The sequence below is a fragment of the Mesorhizobium sp. WSM4847 genome, from assembly GCF_055811335.1.
The window spans coordinates 41,463-64,403 of record NZ_JBVVPY010000013.1 but is presented as its reverse complement, the minus strand read 5'-3'; the positions used below and the strand labels follow the sequence as shown (position 1 = coordinate 64,403).

General features: G+C 60.7%; 23 protein-coding genes, 1 tRNA gene and 1 pseudogene. 12 read left to right on the top strand and 13 right to left on the bottom strand.

The annotated features are described in order from the left end of the window. Nucleotides 1-196 precede the first annotated feature (196 nt). Both AC0L28_RS19670 and AC0L28_RS19665 read left to right on the top strand, forming a co-directional pair. Nucleotides 197-454, top strand: coding sequence for a hypothetical protein (locus AC0L28_RS19670; RefSeq protein WP_128175409.1), 258 nt, complete (start codon nucleotides 197-199; stop codon nucleotides 452-454). Between the two features lie 538 nt (nucleotides 455-992). Then, entirely contained in the window at nucleotides 993-1,877 is an 885-nt protein-coding gene (locus AC0L28_RS19665) for a hypothetical protein (RefSeq protein ID WP_473479697.1), read from the top strand. Between the two features lie 465 nt (nucleotides 1,878-2,342). On the opposite strand, the gene AC0L28_RS19660 is transcribed toward AC0L28_RS19665, so the two are convergent. The 3 genes and pseudogenes from AC0L28_RS19660 to AC0L28_RS19650 form a co-directional block, all read right to left on the bottom strand. Continuing rightward, nucleotides 2,343-3,251 carry a glutathione S-transferase family protein gene (locus tag AC0L28_RS19660; RefSeq protein ID WP_473479694.1) on the bottom strand — a complete coding sequence of 303 codons (909 nt, stop codon included), beginning with the start codon at nucleotides 3,249-3,251 and terminating at the stop codon, nucleotides 2,343-2,345. A 27-nt stretch (nucleotides 3,252-3,278) separates the two neighbouring features. Then, nucleotides 3,279-3,860, bottom strand: a complete 582-nt coding sequence (locus tag AC0L28_RS19655; protein WP_027153486.1) for a VOC family protein — start codon at nucleotides 3,858-3,860, stop codon at nucleotides 3,279-3,281. Between the two features lie 188 nt (nucleotides 3,861-4,048). After that, nucleotides 4,049-4,457 (bottom strand): annotated as a pseudogene (locus AC0L28_RS19650) (type II toxin-antitoxin system HicB family antitoxin). Nucleotides 4,458-4,795: 338 nt separating this feature from the next. Here AC0L28_RS19650 and AC0L28_RS19645 point away from each other — a divergent pair. Both AC0L28_RS19645 and AC0L28_RS19640 read left to right on the top strand, forming a co-directional pair. Next, entirely contained in the window at nucleotides 4,796-4,981 is a 186-nt protein-coding gene (locus tag AC0L28_RS19645) for a hypothetical protein (protein WP_023797083.1), read from the top strand. Nucleotides 4,982-5,845: 864 nt separating this feature from the next. Continuing rightward, nucleotides 5,846-6,034: a hypothetical protein gene (locus tag AC0L28_RS19640; RefSeq protein WP_128175407.1), complete on the top strand. Its 189-nt coding sequence runs from the start codon at nucleotides 5,846-5,848 to the stop codon at nucleotides 6,032-6,034. A gap of 854 nt (nucleotides 6,035-6,888) precedes the next feature. On the opposite strand, the gene AC0L28_RS19635 is transcribed toward AC0L28_RS19640, so the two are convergent. Then, complete coding sequence (locus AC0L28_RS19635; protein ID WP_023797081.1) at nucleotides 6,889-7,332, bottom strand: hypothetical protein; 444 nt, start codon at nucleotides 7,330-7,332, stop codon at nucleotides 6,889-6,891. Between the two features lie 849 nt (nucleotides 7,333-8,181). Further along, nucleotides 8,182-8,475, bottom strand: coding sequence for an XRE family transcriptional regulator (locus tag AC0L28_RS19630; protein ID WP_473479689.1), 294 nt, complete (start codon nucleotides 8,473-8,475; stop codon nucleotides 8,182-8,184). Nucleotides 8,476-8,573: 98 nt separating this feature from the next. Here AC0L28_RS19630 and AC0L28_RS19625 point away from each other — a divergent pair, with 98 nt between their 5' ends. Both AC0L28_RS19625 and AC0L28_RS19620 read left to right on the top strand, forming a co-directional pair. Beyond that, nucleotides 8,574-9,017 (top strand): hypothetical protein, encoded by a 444-nt coding sequence (locus AC0L28_RS19625; protein ID WP_473479686.1) that lies wholly within the window; start codon nucleotides 8,574-8,576, stop codon nucleotides 9,015-9,017. 38 nt (nucleotides 9,018-9,055) lie between these two features. Next, nucleotides 9,056-9,235, top strand: a complete 180-nt coding sequence (locus tag AC0L28_RS19620; protein WP_128170612.1) for a hypothetical protein — start codon at nucleotides 9,056-9,058, stop codon at nucleotides 9,233-9,235. Between the two features lie 140 nt (nucleotides 9,236-9,375). Here the strand turns inward: AC0L28_RS19620 and AC0L28_RS19615 are convergent, their stop codons facing one another. The 4 genes from AC0L28_RS19615 to AC0L28_RS19600 form a co-directional block, all read right to left on the bottom strand. Next, nucleotides 9,376-10,374 (bottom strand): BstA C-terminal domain-containing protein, encoded by a 999-nt coding sequence (locus tag AC0L28_RS19615; RefSeq protein ID WP_473479682.1) that lies wholly within the window; start codon nucleotides 10,372-10,374, stop codon nucleotides 9,376-9,378. Nucleotides 10,375-10,565: 191 nt separating this feature from the next. Then, a tRNA-Glu gene (locus tag AC0L28_RS19610) sits at nucleotides 10,566-10,640 on the bottom strand. Nucleotides 10,641-10,730: 90 nt separating this feature from the next. After that, nucleotides 10,731-11,138 carry a VOC family protein gene (locus tag AC0L28_RS19605; protein WP_473479679.1) on the bottom strand — a complete coding sequence of 136 codons (408 nt, stop codon included), beginning with the start codon at nucleotides 11,136-11,138 and terminating at the stop codon, nucleotides 10,731-10,733. Further along, on the bottom strand, nucleotides 11,135-11,512 hold the full coding sequence (locus AC0L28_RS19600) for a fimbrial protein (protein WP_287341922.1): 378 nt from the start codon (nucleotides 11,510-11,512) through the stop codon (nucleotides 11,135-11,137). Before AC0L28_RS19600 ends, AC0L28_RS19605 begins: the two co-directional genes overlap by 4 nt. A gap of 26 nt (nucleotides 11,513-11,538) precedes the next feature. On the opposite strand from AC0L28_RS19600, the gene AC0L28_RS19595 reads away from it, so the two are divergent. The 3 genes from AC0L28_RS19595 to AC0L28_RS19585 all read left to right on the top strand — a co-directional run bounded on the left by AC0L28_RS19595 (nucleotide 11,539) and on the right by AC0L28_RS19585 (nucleotide 14,524). Then, on the top strand, nucleotides 11,539-12,648 hold the full coding sequence (locus tag AC0L28_RS19595; RefSeq protein ID WP_473479674.1) for an RluA family pseudouridine synthase: 1,110 nt from the start codon (nucleotides 11,539-11,541) through the stop codon (nucleotides 12,646-12,648). Between the two features lie 166 nt (nucleotides 12,649-12,814). Further along, nucleotides 12,815-13,726 carry an RNA polymerase sigma factor RpoH gene (gene rpoH / locus AC0L28_RS19590; RefSeq protein WP_023797074.1) on the top strand — a complete coding sequence of 304 codons (912 nt, stop codon included), beginning with the start codon at nucleotides 12,815-12,817 and terminating at the stop codon, nucleotides 13,724-13,726. A gap of 180 nt (nucleotides 13,727-13,906) precedes the next feature. Beyond that, a complete protein-coding gene (locus tag AC0L28_RS19585) occupies nucleotides 13,907-14,524 on the top strand; it encodes a hypothetical protein (RefSeq protein WP_287181512.1) in 618 nt (205 codons plus the stop codon). A gap of 183 nt (nucleotides 14,525-14,707) precedes the next feature. On the opposite strand, the gene AC0L28_RS19580 is transcribed toward AC0L28_RS19585, so the two are convergent. The 4 genes from AC0L28_RS19580 to AC0L28_RS19565 form a co-directional block, all read right to left on the bottom strand. Further along, complete coding sequence (locus AC0L28_RS19580) at nucleotides 14,708-15,580, bottom strand: MBL fold metallo-hydrolase (protein ID WP_473479670.1); 873 nt, start codon at nucleotides 15,578-15,580, stop codon at nucleotides 14,708-14,710. A gap of 145 nt (nucleotides 15,581-15,725) precedes the next feature. Further along, nucleotides 15,726-16,385: a peroxiredoxin gene (locus AC0L28_RS19575; protein ID WP_027152994.1), complete on the bottom strand. Its 660-nt coding sequence runs from the start codon at nucleotides 16,383-16,385 to the stop codon at nucleotides 15,726-15,728. Nucleotides 16,386-16,595: 210 nt separating this feature from the next. Continuing rightward, nucleotides 16,596-16,961 carry a cell division protein ZapA gene (locus AC0L28_RS19570; protein WP_023797070.1) on the bottom strand — a complete coding sequence of 122 codons (366 nt, stop codon included), beginning with the start codon at nucleotides 16,959-16,961 and terminating at the stop codon, nucleotides 16,596-16,598. Between the two features lie 11 nt (nucleotides 16,962-16,972). Then, a complete protein-coding gene (locus tag AC0L28_RS19565; protein WP_128170608.1) occupies nucleotides 16,973-17,245 on the bottom strand; it encodes a DUF4164 domain-containing protein in 273 nt (90 codons plus the stop codon). A 303-nt stretch (nucleotides 17,246-17,548) separates the two neighbouring features. Between AC0L28_RS19565 and tkt the strand changes: the two genes are divergently transcribed. From tkt to AC0L28_RS19550, 3 genes are all read left to right on the top strand, one after another. Further along, nucleotides 17,549-19,540: a transketolase gene (gene tkt / locus AC0L28_RS19560; RefSeq protein WP_473479665.1), complete on the top strand. Its 1,992-nt coding sequence runs from the start codon at nucleotides 17,549-17,551 to the stop codon at nucleotides 19,538-19,540. 157 nt (nucleotides 19,541-19,697) lie between these two features. Next, nucleotides 19,698-20,708 (top strand): type I glyceraldehyde-3-phosphate dehydrogenase, encoded by a 1,011-nt coding sequence (gene gap / locus AC0L28_RS19555; protein ID WP_128170606.1) that lies wholly within the window; start codon nucleotides 19,698-19,700, stop codon nucleotides 20,706-20,708. Between the two features lie 251 nt (nucleotides 20,709-20,959). Continuing rightward, nucleotides 20,960-22,849, top strand: a complete 1,890-nt coding sequence (locus AC0L28_RS19550) for a potassium/proton antiporter (protein ID WP_473479662.1) — start codon at nucleotides 20,960-20,962, stop codon at nucleotides 22,847-22,849. Nucleotides 22,850-22,941: the final 92 nt, after the last annotated feature.

Here is a 22,941-nt window from a genome sequence, read left to right as displayed (position 1 = left end):
GGCGTTACCGCCAGCCGCGTTGAACCTTATCCGGCCTTCGACGTTAAACAGCCATTGCAGCGCCGCGCGTCGCTTTGGACGCACAATACAAGCTGTAGCGTTTTGATTTGGCGCATGGTCCTTTCCGAGCCGAAGGCAGCGGAGCGGAGATCGATCCCGATCCCTGGGCGCTGGATGGCCAAAGGAGACCGAACACATGTCGATCCACTTCACTGTCTCGAACGTGACCAGAAATCTGTTTCACTTGCCCGGAAATCTGCTTCACTCGCCCAGAAGTCTGTTTCACTCGCTGAGAATGGACCATGAGCGCGCGCCGAGACCTCTCAGTCCTGAGCAAAGTCTTTTGCTGGAATGCTATCTGGTCGGTCAGATTCCGGAATCGGCCTGGAGCGACTACGTCTTCGAGACGCCGGAATTGGCACGCCATGTCAATGCGAGACGCGGGCAATACTGATATCTGGTGAACCGGTCCGATCGCTCGAGGTGACGCCATCGAACAACGCTTGGCTGAATCGGCGGCCCGATCAGCGTGCCGCTGCGCTTGAAGCCGCGGCTTCCCGGGGACAATAGCCCGCGAGACAAAAAGGCCGGCACATGGCCGACCTTTCCTTCCACCTCGACCGCGCCAGTACATCCGTGGTCACGGGTTGGAGGTGAATTGCCGACCAGTAGATAGGGATTTGGTTAACGGATCCTTAACCGACGGGAACCGCTCGTCGACGCGTCGTGGCCAATCTGATTTGCGTCTTCGTGATCAGTGCGGAAAGTCGTCTTTAAATGCGGCACATATTATTAATCGTTGTACACTAACGTGTTAGCGTATGAGGCATATCGACGTAACCAATGCATGTCGCGCAAAAGCATGCCTCGTGCCTGACCCGAAGGTGCGCAGCGTTTTTGCGATAACGACATGCATAAAAACAAGAACTTAAGCGCGTCGCATTGGATCCGTTCAGCCGCGGCGCGCTTTAGCCTATTCTGGAAGTCGACTTATGGCCGTGCTTGGCGCTCTCCCTCCTGGCGTTCGCTGTCGACCAATTCGCGAAGCAGATTGGCAAGGAGTGGTCGACTGCCTGTGCCGGGGGTTTCCGAAGCGTGACCGGAGTTACTGGATACAGGCGCTGACCCGTTTGTCGCAGCGGCCTCCCGTCGCCGAGTTCCCACAATACGGCTTGGCCTTGGAGAAGGCCGATCGGATCGTCGGCGTTGTGCTGACCCTTTATACCCGTTATCCCGGGCAGGAAGGCGACGAAGTCCGCTGCAACCTTTCAAGCTGGTCCGTCGATGAAGAATTCCGTCCCTATGGCGCCAAATTGGTCACGACGATTCTCAAGCGAAGGGACGTGACCTACACCAATATTTCGCCGGCGCCCGCAACGTTGAAAGCCAACTGGGCGCTCGGTTTTCGGCCCTTCACCACCGGACAATTTGCCTTCTTGCCGGCTTTTAGTTCGGCGCAGCGGTCATGTCGCGTGCTTGAAGCTCGTCCCGATCTTGCGGAAATGGCGATGCTGTCCGACAGCGAGAGGTACATACTCTCGGAACACTCAGCACTTGGCTGCCGGTCATTGATTTGCATTTGCGACGGAGCAGCGTTTCCTTTCGTATTGATGCCGCGCCGGATATTGCGCGGTCTTATCCCATCCTATCAGATCGTCTATTGCCGCTCCCTCGCGGATTTGAGCCGGTGCGCCGGTGCCATCGGGCGCTTTCTCTTGCGAAGCGGCATCCTGCTTTGCGTCGTCGACGCCAGGGAGCCGATTGGAGGTCTGTTCGGGTGGTACCGCGCCAACAGCGGGCTGAAATATTTTAGGGGTCCCAGACCACCCTCGCTTGGAGATCTGTCGTTCACCGAGCTTGTAATGTTCGGTCCCTGAACGACAAGCGCAGCATCAGTCATGCCGCACCGCTTTGCAGCTGAAATGGCAAAAGCGAACCCCCGCCTCTCGGGGCGAGGGTTCCTTTTTGAAAACGACGATCTGCTACTGAACAGGGGCTGTCTGAGCTGGCGGGGTTGCGGGTGCCGGCGTTATCGTGTCGGCTGGAGGTGGCGGCAATTGGCCAGCGGTCGTCGCCTGCGTTCCTCCCGATTGAGTTTGGTCACACGCCGCCAGGGCAGCAAGCGCCAGGCCGAACGCGGCGAATAAGGGTAGTTTGCGGGTCATACACAGTCCCTTCTATGGACGCCACCCGCGCAGGCCTGATCATCAGGACCGCTGCCTCCAGGTCAATCGTCGCTTCGTCGTCGACGCTTCAAACATTCTTACGTCCCGTAAAAGGCCGCGGGCCTTCGGGCTCGGTTTAGATCGGCCTGGGCAAGCAAAACCGTGAGAGTGAAAGCCTCACGCCCCGGCCTGCGACTTCACATGGGCGATATAGCCGCGCACGTCGGCCGCCGGCTCGGCATAGGCCTTGCCGAGCTTCTTTTCGATCGCCGTCATGTACTCCTTCGCCCATTGGGGCAGCGCGTAGTCGATGGCGGCCAGGAATTCGAGCGTCGCCGCCAGGCGGATGTCGGCAATCGACGGGTTCTTGCCGCCGATGAACGGCTTGCCGTTCCTGAAGAAGCTGTGAAAGACCTCCAGCGGCTCGGCTATCGCTGCTATAGCGGCCTTCTGGGCTTCCGCCTTCTTGTCGGGATGAGCGTCGCTGTGGCCGACCTCGCCGGCATATTGCGGGAAATTCAGCGCAGGATAGGTGGCGCGCGCCACATAGGGGTAGAGCGTGCCGATCAGATAGAACATGGCGCTGTCGATCATCGCCCGCTTGGCCGGCGCCTTGGGATATAATTTGTCCAGCCCGTGCTTGTTGGCGAGATACTGCATGATGGCGCAGCTTTCCCACAACACGCCCCTGGGCAGGCCCTTGTCCTCGATCATCGGCGTCAGATGGGCCGGGTTTCGCGCCATATACTCGGGCGAGCGCGTGTGGCCCCATACGTCGGTCTCGGAATGGTCGAGCCCGGCCGCGCGCGCAAACACCCGTACGCTCATATTGTTGACGCTCGGCTTCAGCATGCTGAGCGTCAGCGCAGGCTTCTTTCCTGATTTCGCCTTGGTCTTCCGCGCGGATTTCGCGGACGCCTTACCTGCAGCTTTTGCGGCGGCTTTCGCTGCCGGCTCGGCGGAAGCGCCTGACGCCTTGGCCGCAGGCGTTGTCGCCTTGGCCGCAGGTTTTGTCGCCTTGGCAGCTGGTTTCGTAGCGGCCTTGGCGGCCAGCTTCTTCGCACTTTTCGTGGTCGTCTTTGCCATTGTGTTCCTCCCTTTTTTGGCCTGTCGTCAGTATGGATTTTTCGGCGCGCGGTCTTCTGACAAGGTCGCACGGGAGCGCTCGACCAGCGCCTGGATCGCGTCGGCGAGATGCACTTCGGCGATTGCGTAGTCGCCGCGCGCGACGCGAAGCTTGTGCGCCTGCATCAGCACGTCGGCATGGGTAAATCCCGCCGGCGGCTCGAAACGGTAGGAAGCGAGCTCGATCAGCAGGCCGAGCGGATCCTCGAAGTAGATCGAATCCATAAAACCGCGATCCTTGACGCCGCTGTGCTTGATGGCGCGCTCGTCGAGCCGGGCGACCGCCTGCAGGAAGGTGACCCGCGACACCGCAAACGCGATGTGATGGACGCAGCCCGGATCGGTCGGCGTGCGCCGTTTGACCGGCGTGCGGCTCTCGTCGGTGAAGATGGTGATCAGCCGGCCGTCGCCCGGATCGAAATAGAGGTGGCTTTCGCTGGCCTTGTCGAGGTTGGGCTGCTCGAAGATGAAAGGCATGCCAAGCACGCCTTCCCAGAAATCGATCGAGGTCTGGCGCCCGGCGCCGACCAGCGTGATGTGATGGACGCCTTGCGATTGCAGCTTCTGCATTGGCCGTCTCCCTGGCAGCCGGATGTCGTCGTCGTGTTCACCTCGCCCCGGTGCCGCTCGCAGTTGTGCTGCCTTGTGCCTGACACGAGGATTATCAGGAGATGCTAAATCAACCGGTGACGATGCGCCAGAAGCCAGGCCACATAGGGACGCTTGCATTGGAAGGCCCTGGGTAGCGCAAACGGTTGCTAAGCGCTGCGAGCCTTTCGGCCGCCCTCAAGCTCGATGATTCTTTGAGCCGCCTTCGCGATAAAGCCGGACCGGGTATAACCGTGCGCCTCGGCAAAGGCGTCAATTTGGCTTGGAACATCTTCAGCGAGCGTGATGTTGACGCGGACAGCTTTCTTGGCCTCGGTCTTCACCGCAACCAAGATTGCGACGCCGTCTCGATTATCGGCGTCGGCCATGACATCTTCCAAGCTGGAGGGTTCTGGAATGGCTTCGCCATCTTCCACAAGCCCTTCGATGTGAAGGGCAAGGGCCTCCTCAGCCATAGCACTAGCGTCGTCCAGATCGGTTGCCGGCGGTGACAACGCCGGGAAAATCAGGAAAGGACACACCGAAGTCGCTGCCGGTACCGTTACCGCTTCGGCGGATTGTAAGACCACTGGCAACGGTGGCAGGCCATTGCGAGGACGATAACAAGTCTGCAACGGCCTTAGAATCAAAACCCCGCTCCGGCGGGGTTTTGTGTATCGCCGCCTGACTATCCCTTCTTCGGTAAGAGGTTATCGCCTCGCGTTCTCCGCCAGAGGCGCGGGCTTTTTCAAAATGACAGTTCATAAAGTCCGTGGGCCTCATGAAGGGGCCTGGTGATCTGGTGAGCCAGTTATCCGATCCCCCGCTCAGAAATTTCTACCAAACATTCCGGCCCCTAATGCAACCATTCCGTGACCTGCGAGTTGCGGCCCTTGGGCGGGTTGGGACATGCAGACATGGCAAAGCGTGATGCAGCGGGCCATAAGACCCTTGCCGACGCCGTTCGGGAGCTGATCGGCACCGAAGACAATCGTCATCACGTACACAAGCTGCTTGGGCTGGAGGTCGAACCAGAACTGCCGCCAACTCTGGCATCATTGTTTGAGGCAATCGGCAAGGCCGGGCGGGACGAAACTCCATAGCTGCCCTTACGGGTCCTGCTAAGGGGAGCCCGCCGCCGTTGAGGGACAAGCGACGAGCCCACAGCGGCTGTGCTTCCACGGAGAACTGACCGCCGCAATTCTAAACACGCGCGAGTTCGTGAAGACCGAATTGGTCGGCGTCAGCTATGCCTGCAACAATGTCCGAGGTGCATCCGAGCAGCTGGTCCAAGCGGGGACCCAAGTGGAAACGTGCATCGGCCCTCTGCCCTTCAAGCCTTAGGTGGCGAGGAGGAGGGTACTATGGCCATGAAGCTCTCACTTTAGTTCGCATGAGCCTGTTGGCCCGGATATTCCGACCCCTCCTTTTGACCCCGTTGAACCCGCTCACCCGAATTGTCTATCCGAGCTAGCTCAAGCGGCCGATTTGGGGGCGATCTTTATCGGCTACTAATGACCTGTCGCTTGACGCTGGGGTAGATTGGGTGGGCACGCGCGTCAGGCCGGAGTGTAGGCTGGGGTACGGAAGTCGCAATCTTTGAAGGTCCGTCCCCGGCCGCACTCTTGAGACACCCGCCCGGGTAGCCTTGGGGGGCGGCACTAGCCGGTGTAAGACTGACAGGGTGCCCAAGGCTCCGCTGTCTGGGTCCTGTCATCGCTCAGTCACTATTTAGTTGTGCTGCCACTGCACCCCGCGAAGGCAGCTCAAAGCAGCGGGGACTAACCCCAAGCCCCCCACCCGGTCCCCGCTGCTCATTTCACGCCAGGCTCTTCGGACGTCCAGCCCCTTAGACCGAGCAACGCGGCGTCAGCCTCGATGCCGTCGGGCAGTGTTGACTGGCGAGCGGTCAAAATTTTACATTAGAAACTTGGAACATAAGTGAGGCAGAGAACATTGTTGGCGCCATGGACAAGAACGATGGCGACAATCTTCCTGAGGGGTTTCCGGGCAACCTGCCCGAGGATCCAGTGATCCGAGCCGATATCGCGAAAAGAATTTCGAGAGAAGCTGAGAGTAAAATTGGGCCGCACGGTTTGGTGGTCACGAAGGCCCAGGCGGGATCGCAATCTGGTCGAGGAACTGGAAAGAGCTGATCCCGCCCTCGACAGCCAGCCGTCCGTGCTTCCGTTCCTGGTTCTGTTTGTGCTCTCAATGTTGGGCTTGGCATGGTACGCCCTCGCTGGCAGGTATTTTCTATAGCGCCTGAGTTTCCGTTACGCACGGCGAAGGTGTGCACGTCGCAGCCCGAGCTTTGAGTAGCGAGAGCGAGAGTCAATGGGCGGCCCAGCAGTCAGTTGGAGTTGGGCGGGTGGCCGCTGGGCCTGACCGGCGAGGGGGCGTCTGCGGGACGGTCGCCGGCTAATTCTACGATAGGCGGCTAAATGCATTATTTGTAATTTAGTAAAATGGTCACGTTCCGTTCCCCTGGCTGTCAAATCGGATGAGCCTAGAGTCAATTTGGTGCCTAAAAGGGTGAGTGCCGGCGCTGGCACAAGGGGCCGCCAGGACGCGCGAGGTGCTTCGGCGGTGTAGGACAGCGGCCAGCGGGAACGCACGCTGGCGAGGCTCTGTACGGCACGGAAAAACCACGGCGCCCGTGGGCCTGTCCCACAGTGGGTCATTTGCTGCTGGCACCGCAATTGCATGGTCAGCATCGGGGCGAGTGGGGGCCCCGCCGCTTCGCAAATGGAGCGGCGGGGCTTTTTGCATTTCAGCCATCACCGCAAGTTCGAGCGGCCCGACAGCCACTATTGGGGGTGACCAACAGCCGGCCTCCGGGCCTAACCAGCAAACGGGGTAGGTTCGCCGGCTGGGAAGACTGTAGGCCGCTCAAGCATCGCTGCTAACTTAGCAAAACGGCTGTGTTCGGTTCCTCTAGCCCTCAAATCGGATGAGCCTAGACTCGGTTCCATGAGTGGGTGTCGGGCAGGCTTGTTCAACGCTTTAGTCAGAACGCGCATTTCTTGTATTTAAAGGCACCAACCATCGCATCAAAGCGCTCAAAGTGGGTTGCGTCGATGATGCGGAATGACCATGAAAAGTTCCGGGATACAACAGCGTCCGCACAGGTTAATAGGGCGGAGAAGCGGTCGTTCTCCTCGTTGACTTGCGAGATCGTGCAGGCGCCCCCAACCGGGCCCTTTGCCTTGTTGCCGGTAATGATGAAACCGTTCTCGGACGAATAGGTACGGTCCTTGAAGCGGACTTTCCCCTGGATCTTCTCGAACACCCTCGTGCAGTCGGCGCGTTCCCCGACCCAGACGCCTTGCAAAACCTCAAGAGCATCGGCCCATGCTACGGATGCGCTAGCGGCGAAAAGTGCCGATCCCAGGAGCAGTGCTGCCTTCGAACGATTGGACCGCCATCTCAGTGCTGCTATGACGAGGTGCATCAGGAATCTCCAAAGCGGTTTCAGTTGATGCTTCTCCAACCGCAAAAGCGGAAGTCACTAGAAAGCTTTTACCGGCAGAATGTTGAACGACTAAGGCCACTAGCTTTGGTTCGATGCAAGCTTCCTCCGAATTGCGCTAATGGCGTTGACGATCGCCTCCGCTGCCTGGCGGTCGAGCGCAACATCCAGGCGGCCTTCTGTCGTCTGGTTGAGAGGATTCCGAGATTGCCGATCTTGTCCGTGACCGTTCCGACATGAATCTCTGTCGGCACATAAGGCGGCTTTTCCATAGGACCCATCGCTTACCTCCTGGTAGCGGTGTGCTGCTGGAGATCTCTCCTTTGACAACTCCCAAGGGCAGCATCGCGCCGATCTGGCGCAAAGGCAAGCCAGAGCAATCCGCATAAAGGGTTATCGGCATAAAAGTGTAGTTTCAAGTGCAAGGGCGCGCTGACGATTTCCGCGTTATTTCTTCCTCAACCTCACCCCGGCGCCGCCGCCGTTCTCCGGGATGAACTCGATTCGCCCCTTAGTCATCATTGCTGGCGTCCATGTCACGGCTGTTTGATGCAGAACAGACGCAGATGGCGGCCGCCCGTGAGGCATGTTGCTACAATCCTGCCGTTTGCATCTGATTGGAGTGCCGGACCACTCGCTGAGATGCTTCGGCCGGCATCAGAGAAGCAGTAGGCGCTCAGCAGGAGTTCGCCAGCATCGCACGATGCACCAGCGCTCACCGCGTCAACGATCCGATATGCCGAGCCGGCTGGCTCTTGTGGTGAGTCACCGCAGCCCGTCAGGATTGCGGCCGCAAGCAATATCGCGGACAGCGGGATGGTCGGTCGCCCTTTACACATCATCATCACCGACGATCCCGCCCTCATTTTCCAGCCTTTCGATCGCCTTGACCTCACGGCGGTTGAACTTCAGGCGGACACCCGCACCGCCTCCATTTTCAGGGATAAAGACGACGCCGGCGGATTCGAGAGCGCCCTTCACCTTGTCTCGGGTATCAGCATGCATCCCGCCGCGCTCGTTTTCGTAGCGCGTCAGGGTAGCAGTCGTCACGTTCGCCATTTCCGCCAAATCGCGGACACCGATCTTAAGCGCGGCCCGAGCCATTCGCATCTGGGAAGGCGTCAAGTTATCACCCTGTGCTGAGTAGTCATTACTGCGTGTTGACATTAACACCAGATACAAAGTATCTATCACAATGTAACAACTTTTCAAAGGGAAACACCATGCCGAACATCACTGTTCGGGCTGCCGCCGAAGGCATGCCCGCAATCAACCGCCGCCGCCTGCTCAACCTGGAGCGACCATCAATCAGAATCGACCGGCGGCGAATGCTGCTCGGCATGGGGGCAACCGCGGCGGCCTTGGCTGCCGCTTCAACGATCGCGCTCGTTCACACGAAAGTGGACAACTTGTCCAGCTTCGCCAAAGACACAGCCGGCGAGTTAGACGCTGGCGCGATCCCATCTACGGGCAAAGAAAGTCTCGACGCATTGCTGCTGCAGCTGCCGCCGGAAGAGGCGCACCGATTGAGGATAGAATTTATTGCGATCATCTCCACTGTCAGAGAGATGTGCGCCCGAGGCGAAGATCGCCAATTGATCAGGGATTTTGTCAGAACCCGGTTCAGCAAAAACGAGATGTACTGGAAGAGGGAACAGGGAATATGAGCACCGCACCCGATCGAGATTGAACGGAAACCAACCTGATGCCAACCCGCCTCCGCGAGTGCCCATTCGACAAAAGCCGCGAGCTCCAGGTCGAGCATTTCGACGGCGACGACTATCACGTCAAGTGCAAGCGCTGCGGCGCACAGGGGCCGCCTGCTGGCACATGGGCAGAAGCGGAGCGTCTTTGGAACGATCGCGACGGCAGAGACAAGCACTAAACCCGCCACACCAGAAGCCCGCTGCCTCACGGTGGCGGGCTTTTTATGCTTTGAGAGCGGGCCCTTTGACCGCGCATTGAAGAAGGTGGCGAAGTCACCGCCGCCTAAGGACAAGCCAAAGGCGGGCGGAGAAGTAGCGGCTACTTTCTACCCGCGATCTTTTTCGGCTCATACAACGCCGCGATCTGCTCTGCATCGTCCATCCCGCCAGACAAGACGCTTGCCTTTTTCAGGATGTAGGCGGGGTATTTGGTCGGCAGATATTCGTGCCTAAACCACCGTCTGAATTCGGGTAGCGCGCTATCGGGATATGCCCACGGCAGCTGCGGGTTGCTGGCTGATTGCGGGTAGTAGTTGGGGTAGTTGTGCTCGAACTTGATGCGATCATCGTGGTCTTCGCTGAGGCCGCTGTCTTCCCAATGCTTGCTCCAGCACTTGCCAACGCTAATATCCGGGATGGTCTTGTCATTGACCGGCAGGCCGGCGCGGATGAGATCGACCACCATACCCGTAGTTTCCTTGAAAACGATGAAGTAGCCATCGGGCGAACTGTCTTGCAGGATGGTCACGCGGTCATTGAAATAGACCCACTTGTCGGTCGGCTTATATCCAAGGGCATCGTAGATGAACTGGTTGAGGCCATACCGGGCAAGTTTGCGGAAGTTGCGTTGCGCGGTGTCATTCGTTCTTTGAGCCTCGAAGGCAAAGAACTCGATGAAGGCCATACAGACGACCTCAGGGTAGGCATAGTGAGTTGTTCCGTTGTGCTCTATTTCCATATAGAGGGTCGGATCGTCATAACCAGCTTGCCTCAGATAGTCGGAGAAATAGAGCGACCGCCCGCGCTGAAGGTCGAGACCGAAGTTGTCTTCCCATTCTTTGGAGATTTCCTGGATCGTAGAACGGGCCGCGCCGCAGATTGCGGAAAGTCCTCGTTGCGTGAGATAGGTCATGCCATTTTCGAGCACGCCCATCTCAATGCCGTTTACGTCTCGCTCCACCTCGATTCCAAGGTCAAGGCGAAGCTGTCTAGGGGTGGCCGGCAGTCGTGGCGATTTTGCTATTAAACTATTGATCCTTTTGATAAAAAGGGTGGCCGGTTTCGAGAGGTTCAGCAGCCCATGATTCGAGTTACGCAAGGTAACACAACCTGAGCGATTCCTAATGGTGGCTCACACTGAATAAAACGTGATGCCCGCCTTCCCACATGGGCCCCATTCCTAACAAGGCGGTTCCGGCTCGCGCCAATCTGTTCGCTGAAATTCGCGGGGGTTTATTCGGTGGATATTCGATGAAATCGGCCCGGTGAGGCTTAAGTGCTTGATTTTGCTGGTACGCCCAAGGGGAATCGAACCCCTGTTCCCGCCGTGAGAGGGCGGTGTCCTGACCGCTAGACGATGGGCGCGTTCAAGAACCGGCGATATAGGCTGACGGCCGGGAAAAAGCAACTGGGGTTCTGGCAGTCAATGATGTCGGGGAAATATCCGTTGCAGGCCTATCGTTTTGGCTCGATCAAGTCCCAGAGATTTCCATGGAGATCGGCGAAAACCGCCACAGTGCCATAGGGCTCAACGCGGGGCGCCTCACGGAATTCAACGCCCTTTTCGAGCATTGCCGCGTGGTCGCGGACAAAATCGTCGGTCTCGAGGAACAGAAAGACGCGGCCGCCGGTCTGGTTGCCGATCCGGCTTGCTTGCATATCGTCCGACGCTTCGGCCAGCAGCAGCTGCGCGCCTTGTCCGTTCGCCGGCGCCACCGTGACCCAGCGCTTGCCGCCGCCGAGATCGACGTCCTCGGTGAGCAAAAAGCCCAGCCTGTCGACATACCAGGCGATCGCCTCATCGTAATTGGCGACGACAAGCGCAACGCTGGCGACGCGGCGATTTTCGGCGAAACCAGTCATTTGTTGCGGATCGAGAAGCGACCGATGATGCGGCGCTCAGTGATGTCGTAGACAAAAATGGCGCGGCTGCCGTCGGCAAGTTCCGCATCGATGGAGACGCGGTTGCCGGAAAGCGACTGGCTGATGACCCTGGCGCCGACCGGCAGCACGATGTCGCCGGTCAGCGGCTCGCCAGAGGGCACCTGGATGTCGCCGGCAAGGGATGGGGCGGCCGGTGGCGCGCTGCGCGTTTTGTAGACAAGGGCTGCAATCACCACCATAAGGGCGAGGAACAGCAGGCCGAGATTGATGCCGACGAAGCGGACGAGCTTCTTGCGCACCTTTTCGACTTCGGGGTCGAGCGGCTTTTCCTCGTCTTCATCGGCAGCAGCCATGGCAAAACATTCCGGAACGATTTTCGATGAGCGCTCATAACGAAGAGACCCCGATATTGATAGAGGATGGATTGACGGGCGGATCGCCAGACGGGGGATCAGTCGTGCTGGAAGCAGGCCCCGATGCGGCCGGCCAGCGGCTCGACCAATGGCTGGCGGGCAAGCTCGGCCCGGACATGTCGCGCAGCCGGGTGCAGATGCTGATCAGACAGGGCGCCGTCAAGGTCGGCGGCCAGCCGGTCAACGAGACCAAACGCAAGATGGCAGCCGGTGACCGCGTATCGGTCGACATGCCGGAGCCGGAGCCGGCGGAGCCGCAAGGCGAGAACATCCCGCTCGACGTCCTCTATGAAGACAATGAATTGATCGTCATCGACAAGCCGCCGGGGCTGGTCGTCCATCCCGGCGCCGGCAACTGGACCGGCACGCTGGTCAACGCGCTGATCCACCATTGCGGCGACAGTCTTTCCGGCATCGGCGGTGTGCGGCGGCCGGGCATCGTCCACCGCCTGGACAAGGAGACCAGCGGCGTCATGGTCGTGGCAAAAACCGACCGCGCCCACAAATCATTGTCGGAGGCCTTTGCCGACCATGGCCTGACCGGAGATCTCAAACGCGCCTATCTGGCGCTGGTCTGGGGGATTCCGATGAGACCGACAGGCACGGTCGACGAGCCACTCGGTCGCGCTGCCGACCGCGTGCGCCGTGCCGTGGTGCCACAGGGCCGCGACGATGCCCGCCACGCCGTCACCCATTTCACGGTGATCGAGCGCTTTGGCGAGCAGCAAAAGGAGTTTGCCACGGCGAGCCTGGTCGAATGCCGGCTCGAGACCGGCCGCACCCATCAGATCCGTGTCCACATGGCTCATATCGGCCATCCGGTCGTCGGCGACCCCGATTACGGCCAGGCCTTTCGCACCAAGGCGAACCGGCTGCCCGAGCCGCTGAAAGGCCAGGTGAAGGCCTTTCCGCGACAGGCATTGCATGCCCGCCTGCTTGAATTTCGGCATCCGACTACCCATTTACCGATGAGGTTCGAGGCGCCGCTACCGAGCGACATGGAGGAACTCGTGGACGGCTTCCGCAGACTCTGTACCGGCCTTCATCCATTCAAAACCAGATCGGCAAAAACCTGACCCGCGTTGTTCACTTTGGCGTGACACACTGTTTCGTGTTGAACCAAATGCTGTCCTTTCTGGTTTTGTTCCTGTATACATCCGCTGTCGCGAACGAGCCTTTTGGCGTTCGTGACATATGCCCGCCGCGTTAGGGGGCACCACTCCAAGAGAGAGGGGCGCTATCATGGCCCAGTCACTACCCAGTATCGTTTCCGGCGAAGGCGGCCTCAGCCGCTACCTGGAAGAAATCCGTCGCTTTCCGATGCTTCAGCCGCAGGAAGAGTACATGCTCGCCAAGCGTTACGCTGAGCACGAGGACACCACAGCTGCGCACAAGCTCGTCACCAGCCACCTTCGGCTCGTCGCCAAGATCGCCATGGGCTATCGCGGCTACGGCCTGCCGATCGGCGAAGTGATCTCGGAAGGCAATGTCGGCCTGATGCAGGCCGTCAAGAAATTCGAACCGGAGCGCGGCTTCCGGCTCGCCACCTACGCGATGTGGTGGATCAAGGCCTCGATCCAGGAATACATCCTGCGCTCGTGGAGCCTGGTCAAGATGGGCACCACCGCCAACCAGAAGCGCCTGTTCTTCAACCTGCGCAAGGTGAAGGGCAAGATCCAGGCGCTCGACGACGGCGACTTGAAGCCCGAGCAGATCGCCGAGATCGCCACCCGCCTCAACGTGTCGGAAGCGGAAGTGGTGTCGATGAACCGTCGCCTGTCGGGCGACGCCTCGCTCAACGCGCCGATCCGGGCGAGCGAAGGCGAGTCCGGTGAGTGGCAGGACTGGCTGGTCGATGACCACGAAAGCCAGGAAGAGGCGCTGATCGAGCAGGACGAACTGGAGAACCGGCGCGGCATGCTGTCCGGCGCTCTTGCCGTGCTCAACGAGCGCGAGCGGCGCATCTTCGAGGCGCGCCGCCTGGCCGAGGAGCCGCTGACGCTGGAAGAGCTGTCGGCCGAGTTCGACATCAGCCGCGAGCGCGTGCGCCAGATCGAGGTGCGCGCCTTCGAGAAGGTGCAGGACGCGGTCAAGGCCGCAGCCAAGCGCCAGATGCAGGCGCTGCGCACCATCGAGGCGCAGCCGGCGGCGTAAAACCTCCGGCGGAAACAAATAGCGGCGGCGCCAGGTAACTGGCGCCGCCTTTTTTGTGGGTCCTCGGTGTGATCAGCCTGGCTGGCTCATAGCGGCTTATAGCAATTTTCCCCAAGCCCTGGAAACCGCAACGCTGCAAATTGTGGCGGCAATGTTCCGGCGCCGACACGGGCTTCCGTCGTGAAATTTCACAAGGCGACGCTTGCGGCAAGCGGGCGCGACAACCGGCCGTCGGGGCTGCGCTGGGCAATTGAGCTCGCCTATTTGGAAACCAAAGGCAGTATGACGATGACGATTTCTCCGTTTCTCACCGCTCTCGGGTCCGCAGGTCCCCCAGCCGACCGAGCGAAAGACATGAACCTGTATGGATGGCTAATTGGAAGCTGGGAAATGGACACGGTCCACTACCGCAATGACGGCACAATCCAGAAATGGGATGGAGAATGCCATTTTGGCTGGGTGCTCGAAGGCCGCGCGATTCAGGACGTCTGGATCAGGCCCAAGCGCCCTGCGCCATCCACGATGTATGGCACGACTTTGCGCATCTTCGATCCTGGGATCGATGGCTGGCACGTCATATGGAATGACCCGCTCAACCGAGATCACTCGCGCCAGATCGGGCGGGCCGAGGGTAAGGACATTGTCCAACTCGGCATTGATTTGCGCGGTCTGAAAACTCGATGGCGTTTCACCGAGATCACTGCCAACAGCTTCCATTGGATCGGCGAGGAAAGATCTTCCGAGAGCGACCCTTGGCAAATCACGTATGAACATTTAGTCCGCCGAACAAAACCCTGAAGCTAGAATGGCTGGCGTCTGCGCTGCCCCTCATCCGGCTGCCGCCACCTTCTCCCCGTATAGTGACGGGGAGAAGAGGCTGCGTCAGCCAAAGCGTCCTTCTCCCCGTCACTATACGGGGAGAAGTGCCCGGCAGGGCGATGAGGGGCGGCGCCGAGATTGCAAAAGTTGGACCCGCGCCCCTCAAAGGCAATCGAGCGGAAATTTCAAATAGCGGCGGCCGTTCGATTCCGGTTCCGGCAAGCGCCCGCCATTCATGTTGACCTGCAGCGCGTGCAGGATCAGCCTAGGCATCGGCAGCGTCCTGTCGCGCGCCTCGCGCAACGCAACGAAATCGGCCTCCGTCCTGCAAGCGGCAACATGGGTGTTCTTGGATTTTTGTTCCGCGACCGTGCTCTCCCACAAGGGCTCGCGCCCCTCCGCCTGGTAGTCATGACCGACGAACAGACGTGTCTCGTCCGGCAGCGCGAGGATATTTTGGATCGAGCGCCAGAGTTGCGCGGCACTGCCGCCGGGAAAGTCCGCTCTCGCCGTGCCGCTGTCCGGCATGAACAGCGTATCATGGATGAAAGCGGCGTCGCCGATCACATAGGTGATCGAGGCCAGCGTGTGGCCCGGCGAAAAAAGCACCTTTGCCGGAACGCCGCCGACGGAAAAGGTCTCGCCGTCGGCAAACAGCCTGTTCCACTGGGATCCGTCGGCAGGAAACCCCGGCCAGTTGTAGATTGCCTTCCACAGTTTCTGGACGTCGACGACCTTCTCGCCGATCGCCGTCGGCGCTCCTGTCTTCGTGCTGAGATAGTGTGCCGCCGAGAAATGGTCGGCATGCGGGTGGGTGTCGAGGATCCATTCCGCAACCAGCCGTTGATCTCTAATGAAGTCGAGCAGGGCGTCGGCATTTTTCGTGGCAGTGGCGCCGGACTTCTCGTCGAAATCCAGGACCGGATCAATGATTGCGCATCGTCGCGTCTGCGGGTCGGCAACGACATACTGGATGGACCCGCTCGGCTTGTCGTAAAAGCCTGCCACCTGCAGCCTGGCCGATGTCGCGTCCAATCCCAGCTCCCTCAACTCTCACCCGGCAGGAATGGTTTTCCCTGCCGGGGTAAAAGAAGAGCATGGTCATTCGCCAGCGCCACGCCGTCAAGCACCGCATGCTTCGCCGAGGCAAAAAAGGCGAAAATCCTTCCGTGCCGCCTTCTCAGGCGGAGGGCTGCTTGGTCTTCCGAAGATACGGCAGGATCGTCTCGAAGGCGCCGAAACGCTTGACCGCATCCTCGTTGGAAACAGCGGCGGTGATGATGACGTCCTCGCCCTGCTTCCAGTTCGCCGGCGTCGCCACCTGGTGCTTGGCGGTCAACTGTATGGAATCGATCGCACGCAGGATCTCATCGAAGTTACGGCCGGTCGTCATCGGATAGGTGAGAACCAGCTTGATCTTCTTGTCGGGGCCGATGACATAAACTGAACGCACCGTAGCGTTGTCGGCGGGCGTGCGGCCTTCCGAGGTTTCGCCGGCGCCCGCCGGCAGCATCTCGTAAAGCTTGGCGACCTTGAGGTCCTTGTCGCCGATCAGCGGGTAGTTCACCGATTGGCCGGTCGCCTTTTTGATATCTTCCTGCCATTTGCCATGGCTCTCGACCGGATCGACGGAAATCCCGATGATCTTGACGTTGCGCTTCTTGAACTCGCCTTCCAGCCCGGCCATCGTGCCGAGCTCGGTCGTGCAGACCGGCGTGAAATTCTTCGGATGGCTGAAAAGCACGGCCCAGCCATCACCGATCCATTCGTGGAAGTTGATCGTCCCTTGCGTGGTTTCGGCCGTGAAATCCGGCGCGGTGTCATTGATACGAAGGCTCATGATGCGTCCCTACCCTGTGATTGCAGCCGGCATGGACCACCCACCGGCCCTGCTTCCGCCTTTTACCACTGCGGCGTCATCCTTCATACGCCTGTTGCACCGGTACCGGGGCCGGCGACGACAACTTTTTCGCTTTTTGTCGTAAACAGCAGCATTTCGCGCCCATTGATGCCGGCGCAATAGGGCGTTGGGCCCGACAGCAGTGGAAATCTAGGCCTTGTTCACCGCCAGAGTCGTCGCCAGATCTTCCATGCGCTGGGCGAGCGCGCCAAGCGCCTGAGTCAGTACGGAATCGTTCTTGTCGGCCTTGGTCAGCGCGTCGTCACGCGTCTTGCGCAGCGTCAGCACTTCGCTTTCCATGCCCTTGACGCGCTTTTGCAGTTCCGAAAGCTCGTCCATGACCATGATGCCGGCCATCACCGTCAGCCGCTGGTCGCCGATTTCGCCGAATGAGTCTTTCAGATGCGAGACATAGCGGTCGAAGCGCTCGGCAAGGTCGATCAGATGCTCTTCCTGGCCCTCGTCGCAAGCCATGCGATACTGCTTGCCATCGATGGAAACCGTGACTTGTGCCATTGGGCCAGCCCCTATCTATCCAACACGGCGCGGATGGTTTCCATGGCGGTCACCAGCCGACGCGACACTTCCTTGTTGGCGTCTTCCAGCCGTTCGGCGCGCGCTTCGGAATTGTCGAGTTCCTGCGCCAGCCGAGAGCGGTCGGCGTTCATGCGCTGCACCTCCGCCTCGGCTTCCGTATAGTCGCGCTCGTGCTCGAGCTTGGCCGCGACGGCGTCTTCCAGCCCCTCGATGGCCTTACCCAGCCTGGCGATGACTTCCTTGAGTGTCGTTTCCCCGGTCATGGCTTTCGTCCTGCGCCCTGCCCATCACCGAATCATCCACGTTCAGAACGCGTTATGTCTGAAACATTATGCGCCGTGTGAAGCCAACGTCAATAAAGCTCTCGCGACTGTCCCCTGCTAACGCTAATTTAGGCCACCAAAGCCCTCCTGGCGCCATCACAAGACCGGCAAAAACGCCGGTTTATTGACCAACAGGATCGGCAAAAGCGCGCCGGTTTGTTGACTAAAAAGCCGCGCCTGCTATGTGTCGCGCACCCTTTTCCAGGGCTCTCCCAAGGCCCCGACCCCCACACTGGAGGAAGCATGACCTCGCGCGAACAACATGACCGGATGGCCAATGCGATCCGTTTTCTTTCCATGGACGCCGTCGAGAAGGCCCAGTCCGGCCACCCCGGCCTCCCCATGGGCTGCGCCGACATCGCCACGGTGCTGTTCACGCGTTTCCTGAAATACGATGCGAAGAACCCGCATTGGCCCGATCGCGACCGCTTCATCCTGTCGGCCGGCCACGGTTCGATGCTGCTTTATTCGCTGCTTTATCTGACCGGCTACGAGGACATCACCCTCGACCAGATCAAGCATTTCCGCCAGGTGGGGTCGAGGACGGCAGGCCATCCCGAATATGGCCATGCCGCCGGCATCGAGACGACGACCGGCCCGCTCGGCCAGGGCCTTGCCAATTCGGTCGGCTTCGCGCTCGGCGAGCGCATCATGAATGCCGCCTTCGGCAACGACCTCGTGGACCACTACACCTATGTGCTGGCCGGTGACGGCTGCCTGATGGAGGGCGTTTCCCAGGAAGCCATCGCGCTTGCCGGACATCTCAAGCTGAACAAGCTGATCGTCTTTTGGGACAACAACAACATCTCGATCGACGGCCCGGTTTCGCTGGCCGACAACACCGATCAGGTCGCCCGCTTCCAGGCGTCCGGCTGGAATGCCAGCCACATCGACGGCCAGGACCCGGAAGCGATTGCCTATGCCATCGAGGCTGCGCGCCATTCCGACAAACCGACGATGATCGCCTGCAAGACGACGATCGGCTTCGGCGCGCCGACCAAGGCTGGCACCAACAAGGCACACGGCTCGCCGCTCGGCGCCGAGGAAATCGCCGGTGCGAGAAAATTCTTCGGTTGGGATTATCCGCCTTTCGAGCTTCCTGCCGATATCCTCGATGCCTGGCGCGACGCCGGCAAGACCGGCATCAAGGCACGCACCGACTGGGAAGGCCGCCTTGCCAGCGCCGACGCCCAATTGCGCAGCGAATTCGAGCGCCGCATCAGTGGCACGCTGCCGGCGAATTTCGACGCCGTCATCACCGACTACAAGAAGAAGCTCAGCACGGACAAACCGAAGGTCGCTACCCGCAAATCGTCGGAAATGGCGCTCGAGGTCATCAACGGCGCCGTGCCGGAAACCATCGGCGGCTCGGCCGACCTGACCGGCTCCAACAACACCAAGACCAGCCAGACCAAGAACATCACCTCGGACGACTACGGCCAGCGCTACGTTCACTACGGCATCCGCGAGCACGGCATGGCCGCCGCGCTCAACGGACTGACGCTGCATGGCGGCCTCATCGCCTATGGCGGCACGTTCATGTGCTTTTCCGACTACGCCCGTCCGTCGATGCGGCTCGCCTCGCTGATGGGCATCCGCTCGATCTTCGTCATGACCCACGATTCCATCGGTCTCGGCGAAGACGGCCCCACCCATCAGCCGGTCGAGCATCTGGCCGCACTGCGCGCCATTCCGAACCACAATGTCTTCCGCCCGGCCGACGCGGTCGAGACCGCCGAATGCTGGCAATTGGCCATCGAACAGGAAAAGACGCCTTCGACGCTGGCGCTGACCCGGCAGAACCTGGCTACGGTGCGCAACGACTTCGTTGCGGAAAATCTCAGCCGCCACGGCGCCTATGAGCTGGCCGCCGCCAGTGGCGATGCGGCGGTGACGATCTTCGCTTCGGGCTCCGAGGTCGAGATTGCGCTGGCGGCGCGCGAGGCGCTGGAGAAGCACGGCCATCCGACCCGCGTCGTCTCTGTGCCCTGCTTCGAATTGTTCGACAAGCAAAATGCTGATTACCGCAACAAGACGATCGGCACCGCGCCGGTCAAGATCGCCATCGAAGCCGGCATCCGCCAGGGCTGGGATCATTTCATCGGCATCGACGGCATCTTCATCGGCATGACCGGCTTCGGCGCCTCTGGCACGATCGAACAGCTCTATCTGCATTTCGGCATCACCGCCGAAGCGACAGTGAAGGCGGCGGAAGCCCGCCTGCACGGCGAGTAAATGTGCTGGTCTCCGGCGAAGCCGCAGATGGCGGTTTCGCCGGCAGCCGCGACCTAATGGACTTAAATCCAACCCATCGACGGCTGGATTCTTTGCCAGCCCGCCGTTATGAAGCTGCGGACTTGATCTTCGGCCTCCAACTCCCAGGGAGAGAAAAATGACCGTCAGAGTTGCCATCAACGGATTCGGCCGCATCGGCCGCAACATCCTGCGCGCCATCCACGAATCCGGCCGCAGGGACATCGATGTCGTCGCCGTCAACGACCTCGGCCCGGTCGAGACCAATGCGCATCTGCTGCGCTACGACAGCGTGCATGGCCGCTTCCCGCATGAAGTGACGGTCGACGGTGACCAGATCACCGTCGGCAGCGAAAAATTCAAGGTCACCGCGATCAAGGACCCGACGCAGCTGCCGTGGAAGGAACTCGGCATCGATATCGCGCTCGAATGCACCGGCATCTTCACCGCACGCGACAAGGCCGCCGCCCACCTCACCGCCGGCGCCAAGCGCGTCCTCGTCTCGGCGCCGGCCGAGGGCGCCGACCTCACCGTCGTCTATGGCATCAACCATGACAAGCTGACCAAGGACCACATCGTCATCTCGAACGCCTCCTGCACCACCAACTGCCTGGCGCCGCTGGCAGCCGTGCTGCATGAGGCCGTCGGCATCGAGAAGGGCATGATGACGACGATCCACTCCTACACCGGCGACCAGCCGACATTGGACACCATGCACAAGGATCTCTACCGCGCCCGCGCCGCAGCGCTGTCGCAGATCCCGACCTCGACCGGCGCGGCCAAGGCGATCGGCCTGGTGCTGCCCGATCTGAAGGGCAAGCTCGACGGCATCTCCATCCGCGTGCCGACCCCGAACGTCTCGGTCGTCGATTTCAAGTTCATCGCCAAGCGTTCGACCACGGTGCAGGAAATCAACGAGGCGGTGATCGCCGCCTCCAACGGCAAGCTGAAGGGCGTTCTCGCCGTCACCCGTCATCCGAACGTGTCGATCGACTTCAACCACGACCCGCATTCCTCGATCATGGCGCTCGACCAGACCAAGGTCATGGACGGCAACTTCGTTTCGGTGCTGTCCTGGTACGACAATGAATGGGGTTTTTCCAACCGCATGGCCGACACCGCCGTCGCCTTCGGCAAGACCATCGCCTGACCGCAGAACCATCTTCTTGCGACTTGAAACGCCCGGCCTGCCCGGGCGTTTTCATGAGAGCGCCCAGCGCCCTTTTGAATGCGCAACGACGCTCTAAGGGTTTGTTTGGCAAGACCCGCGCCTTGAGCGCCAAAACACTCGAAAATCAGCGGTATAGGGCAAAAAACCACCCTCACGCCTTGCACCGGTCATGTCTTCGCCTCACTCTCCCGTAAAGCGAGAGGGACACGAATTCGAGGGGCAATTGGCGGATGGAGCATGCGATCTATCTCGTGACGCTGGTCGGTGCCGCGCTCGTCGTCGCCGCCGCGTTTTCGAGCCTGATCGCCTTCCGCTTCGGCGCCCCTCTCTTGCTGCTGTTTCTCTGCATTGGCCTGGCCACGGGAACCGACGGCCTCGGCATCCAGTTCGACAATGCGCGGCTGGCTTATTTTGCCGGCTCACTGGCGCTGGCGGTGATCCTGTTCGATTCCGGTTTCGGCACACCGCTCAACGCGTTGCGCCAGGCGGCCGGACCGGCGCTGTCGCTGGCGACCATCGGCGTCCTTTTGACCACTGGCCTGTTCGGCGCGGTCGCCCATTATCTGCTCGATCTCAGCTGGCTGGAATCCTTCCTGCTCGGGGCCGCTGTCGCCTCGACCGACGCGGCAGCGGTGTTCTTCCTGTTGCGCGCCGGCGAGATCAATTTGCGCGAACGCGTACGCTCGACGTTAGAGGTGGAGTCCGGCACCAATGACCCGATCGCCATCTTCCTGACGATAAGCCTGGTCGAGATCATCGCCGCCAACGCCAGCCCCGAGGCCAGGGTGCTGGTTACCGACCTTGTCCTCGGCTTCCTTCTCAACATGGGGCTTGGCGCCATCGTCGGCATTTTCGGCGGCCTCGCCATTGTTCGCCTCGTCGACCGGCTCAATCTCGACCACGGGCTGCTGCCGATCTTCGTGCTGACGCTGTCGCTGATGGTGTTCGCCGCCGCCGGCGCCATTGGCGGTTCCGGCTTTCTGGCGGTCTATCTCGCCGGCCTCATTGCCGGCAATTCCGACATCCGCGCCGTCACCATCCTCAAGCGCTTCCAGGACGGCATGTCGTGGCTGGCGCAGATCATCATGTTCCTGATCCTCGGCCTGTTCGCGACGCCCTCGCAATTTCCGGCGATCCTGCTGCCGGCGGTGCTGCTGGGCCTGTTCCTGATATTCGTGGCGCGGCCGATCGCCGTCTGGCTTTGCCTGATGCCGTTTCGTCTGCCGCGCCCGGAAGTCGCCTTCGTCTCATGGGTGGGTCTGCGTGGCGCCGTGTCGATCCTGCTCGCCATCACGCCACTGCTTGGCGGTCTTGAGAATGGCCGCCTCATCTTCAACACCGCCTTCATCGTGGTGTTGGTATCGCTGGTCATCCAGGGATGGACCGTCGGACCGCTGGCGCGCCGCCTCGGTCTGATCGTGCCCGCCCGGCTGGGTCCGTTGGACAAGGTCGAGCTCGAACTGCCTGGCTCCGCCCATCACGAACTGCTCGCCTACCGCGTGGCACCAGGCAGCCCCGTGGCGCGCGGCGAGCGCATTCCGCGCTGGGCGCGGCCGTCGCTCGTGCTGCGCGACGGCCGCTCGATGCGCTTCCAGGACATGGGCAGGCTCGCCGCCGGCGACCATGTCTACATCTTCGTGCCGGATCGCTATCCCGCCCTGCTCGACAAGCTGTTCGCCAGCCGCGCCGTGGTCGATCCCGAGGATGCCGACTTCTTCGGCGCCTTCGCCGTCGATCCGGCACGCTCCGCCGCAGAACTGGAAGCCGCTTACGCGCCGGGCCTGACCGAGGAGGAACGCAAGCTGACCGTCGGCGACCTGGTGACGGCGCGGCTCGGCGGCCATGCCGAATATGCCGACCGCGTGCTGATTGGTCCGATCGAGCTGATCGTCCGCGACGTCGACGACAAGGGCAGGATCACCGGTCTCGGTCTTTCCCTCGAGCCGACCGCGCCGGTGGCGCGGGTGCCGGTGTTCCTGAGTGCCGGCGAAATCGCCGACCGCATCGTTGGCTTTGTTCGCAATTGGCGCAAGCGGACCAAAAGGCCGGGTGCCGAGGCGCCGGACGACGCGGAACCGGCTCCACAGCCAGTGATGAAAAAAACAACCGGCGAGGGCTGACTGCTTGCGACCGAGGCGTGGATCATATTTTCCGTGAACTCCCATGCAGGTCTTGCATCGTCGTTGATGCGGGGTAAGGTCCCCGCGATTTT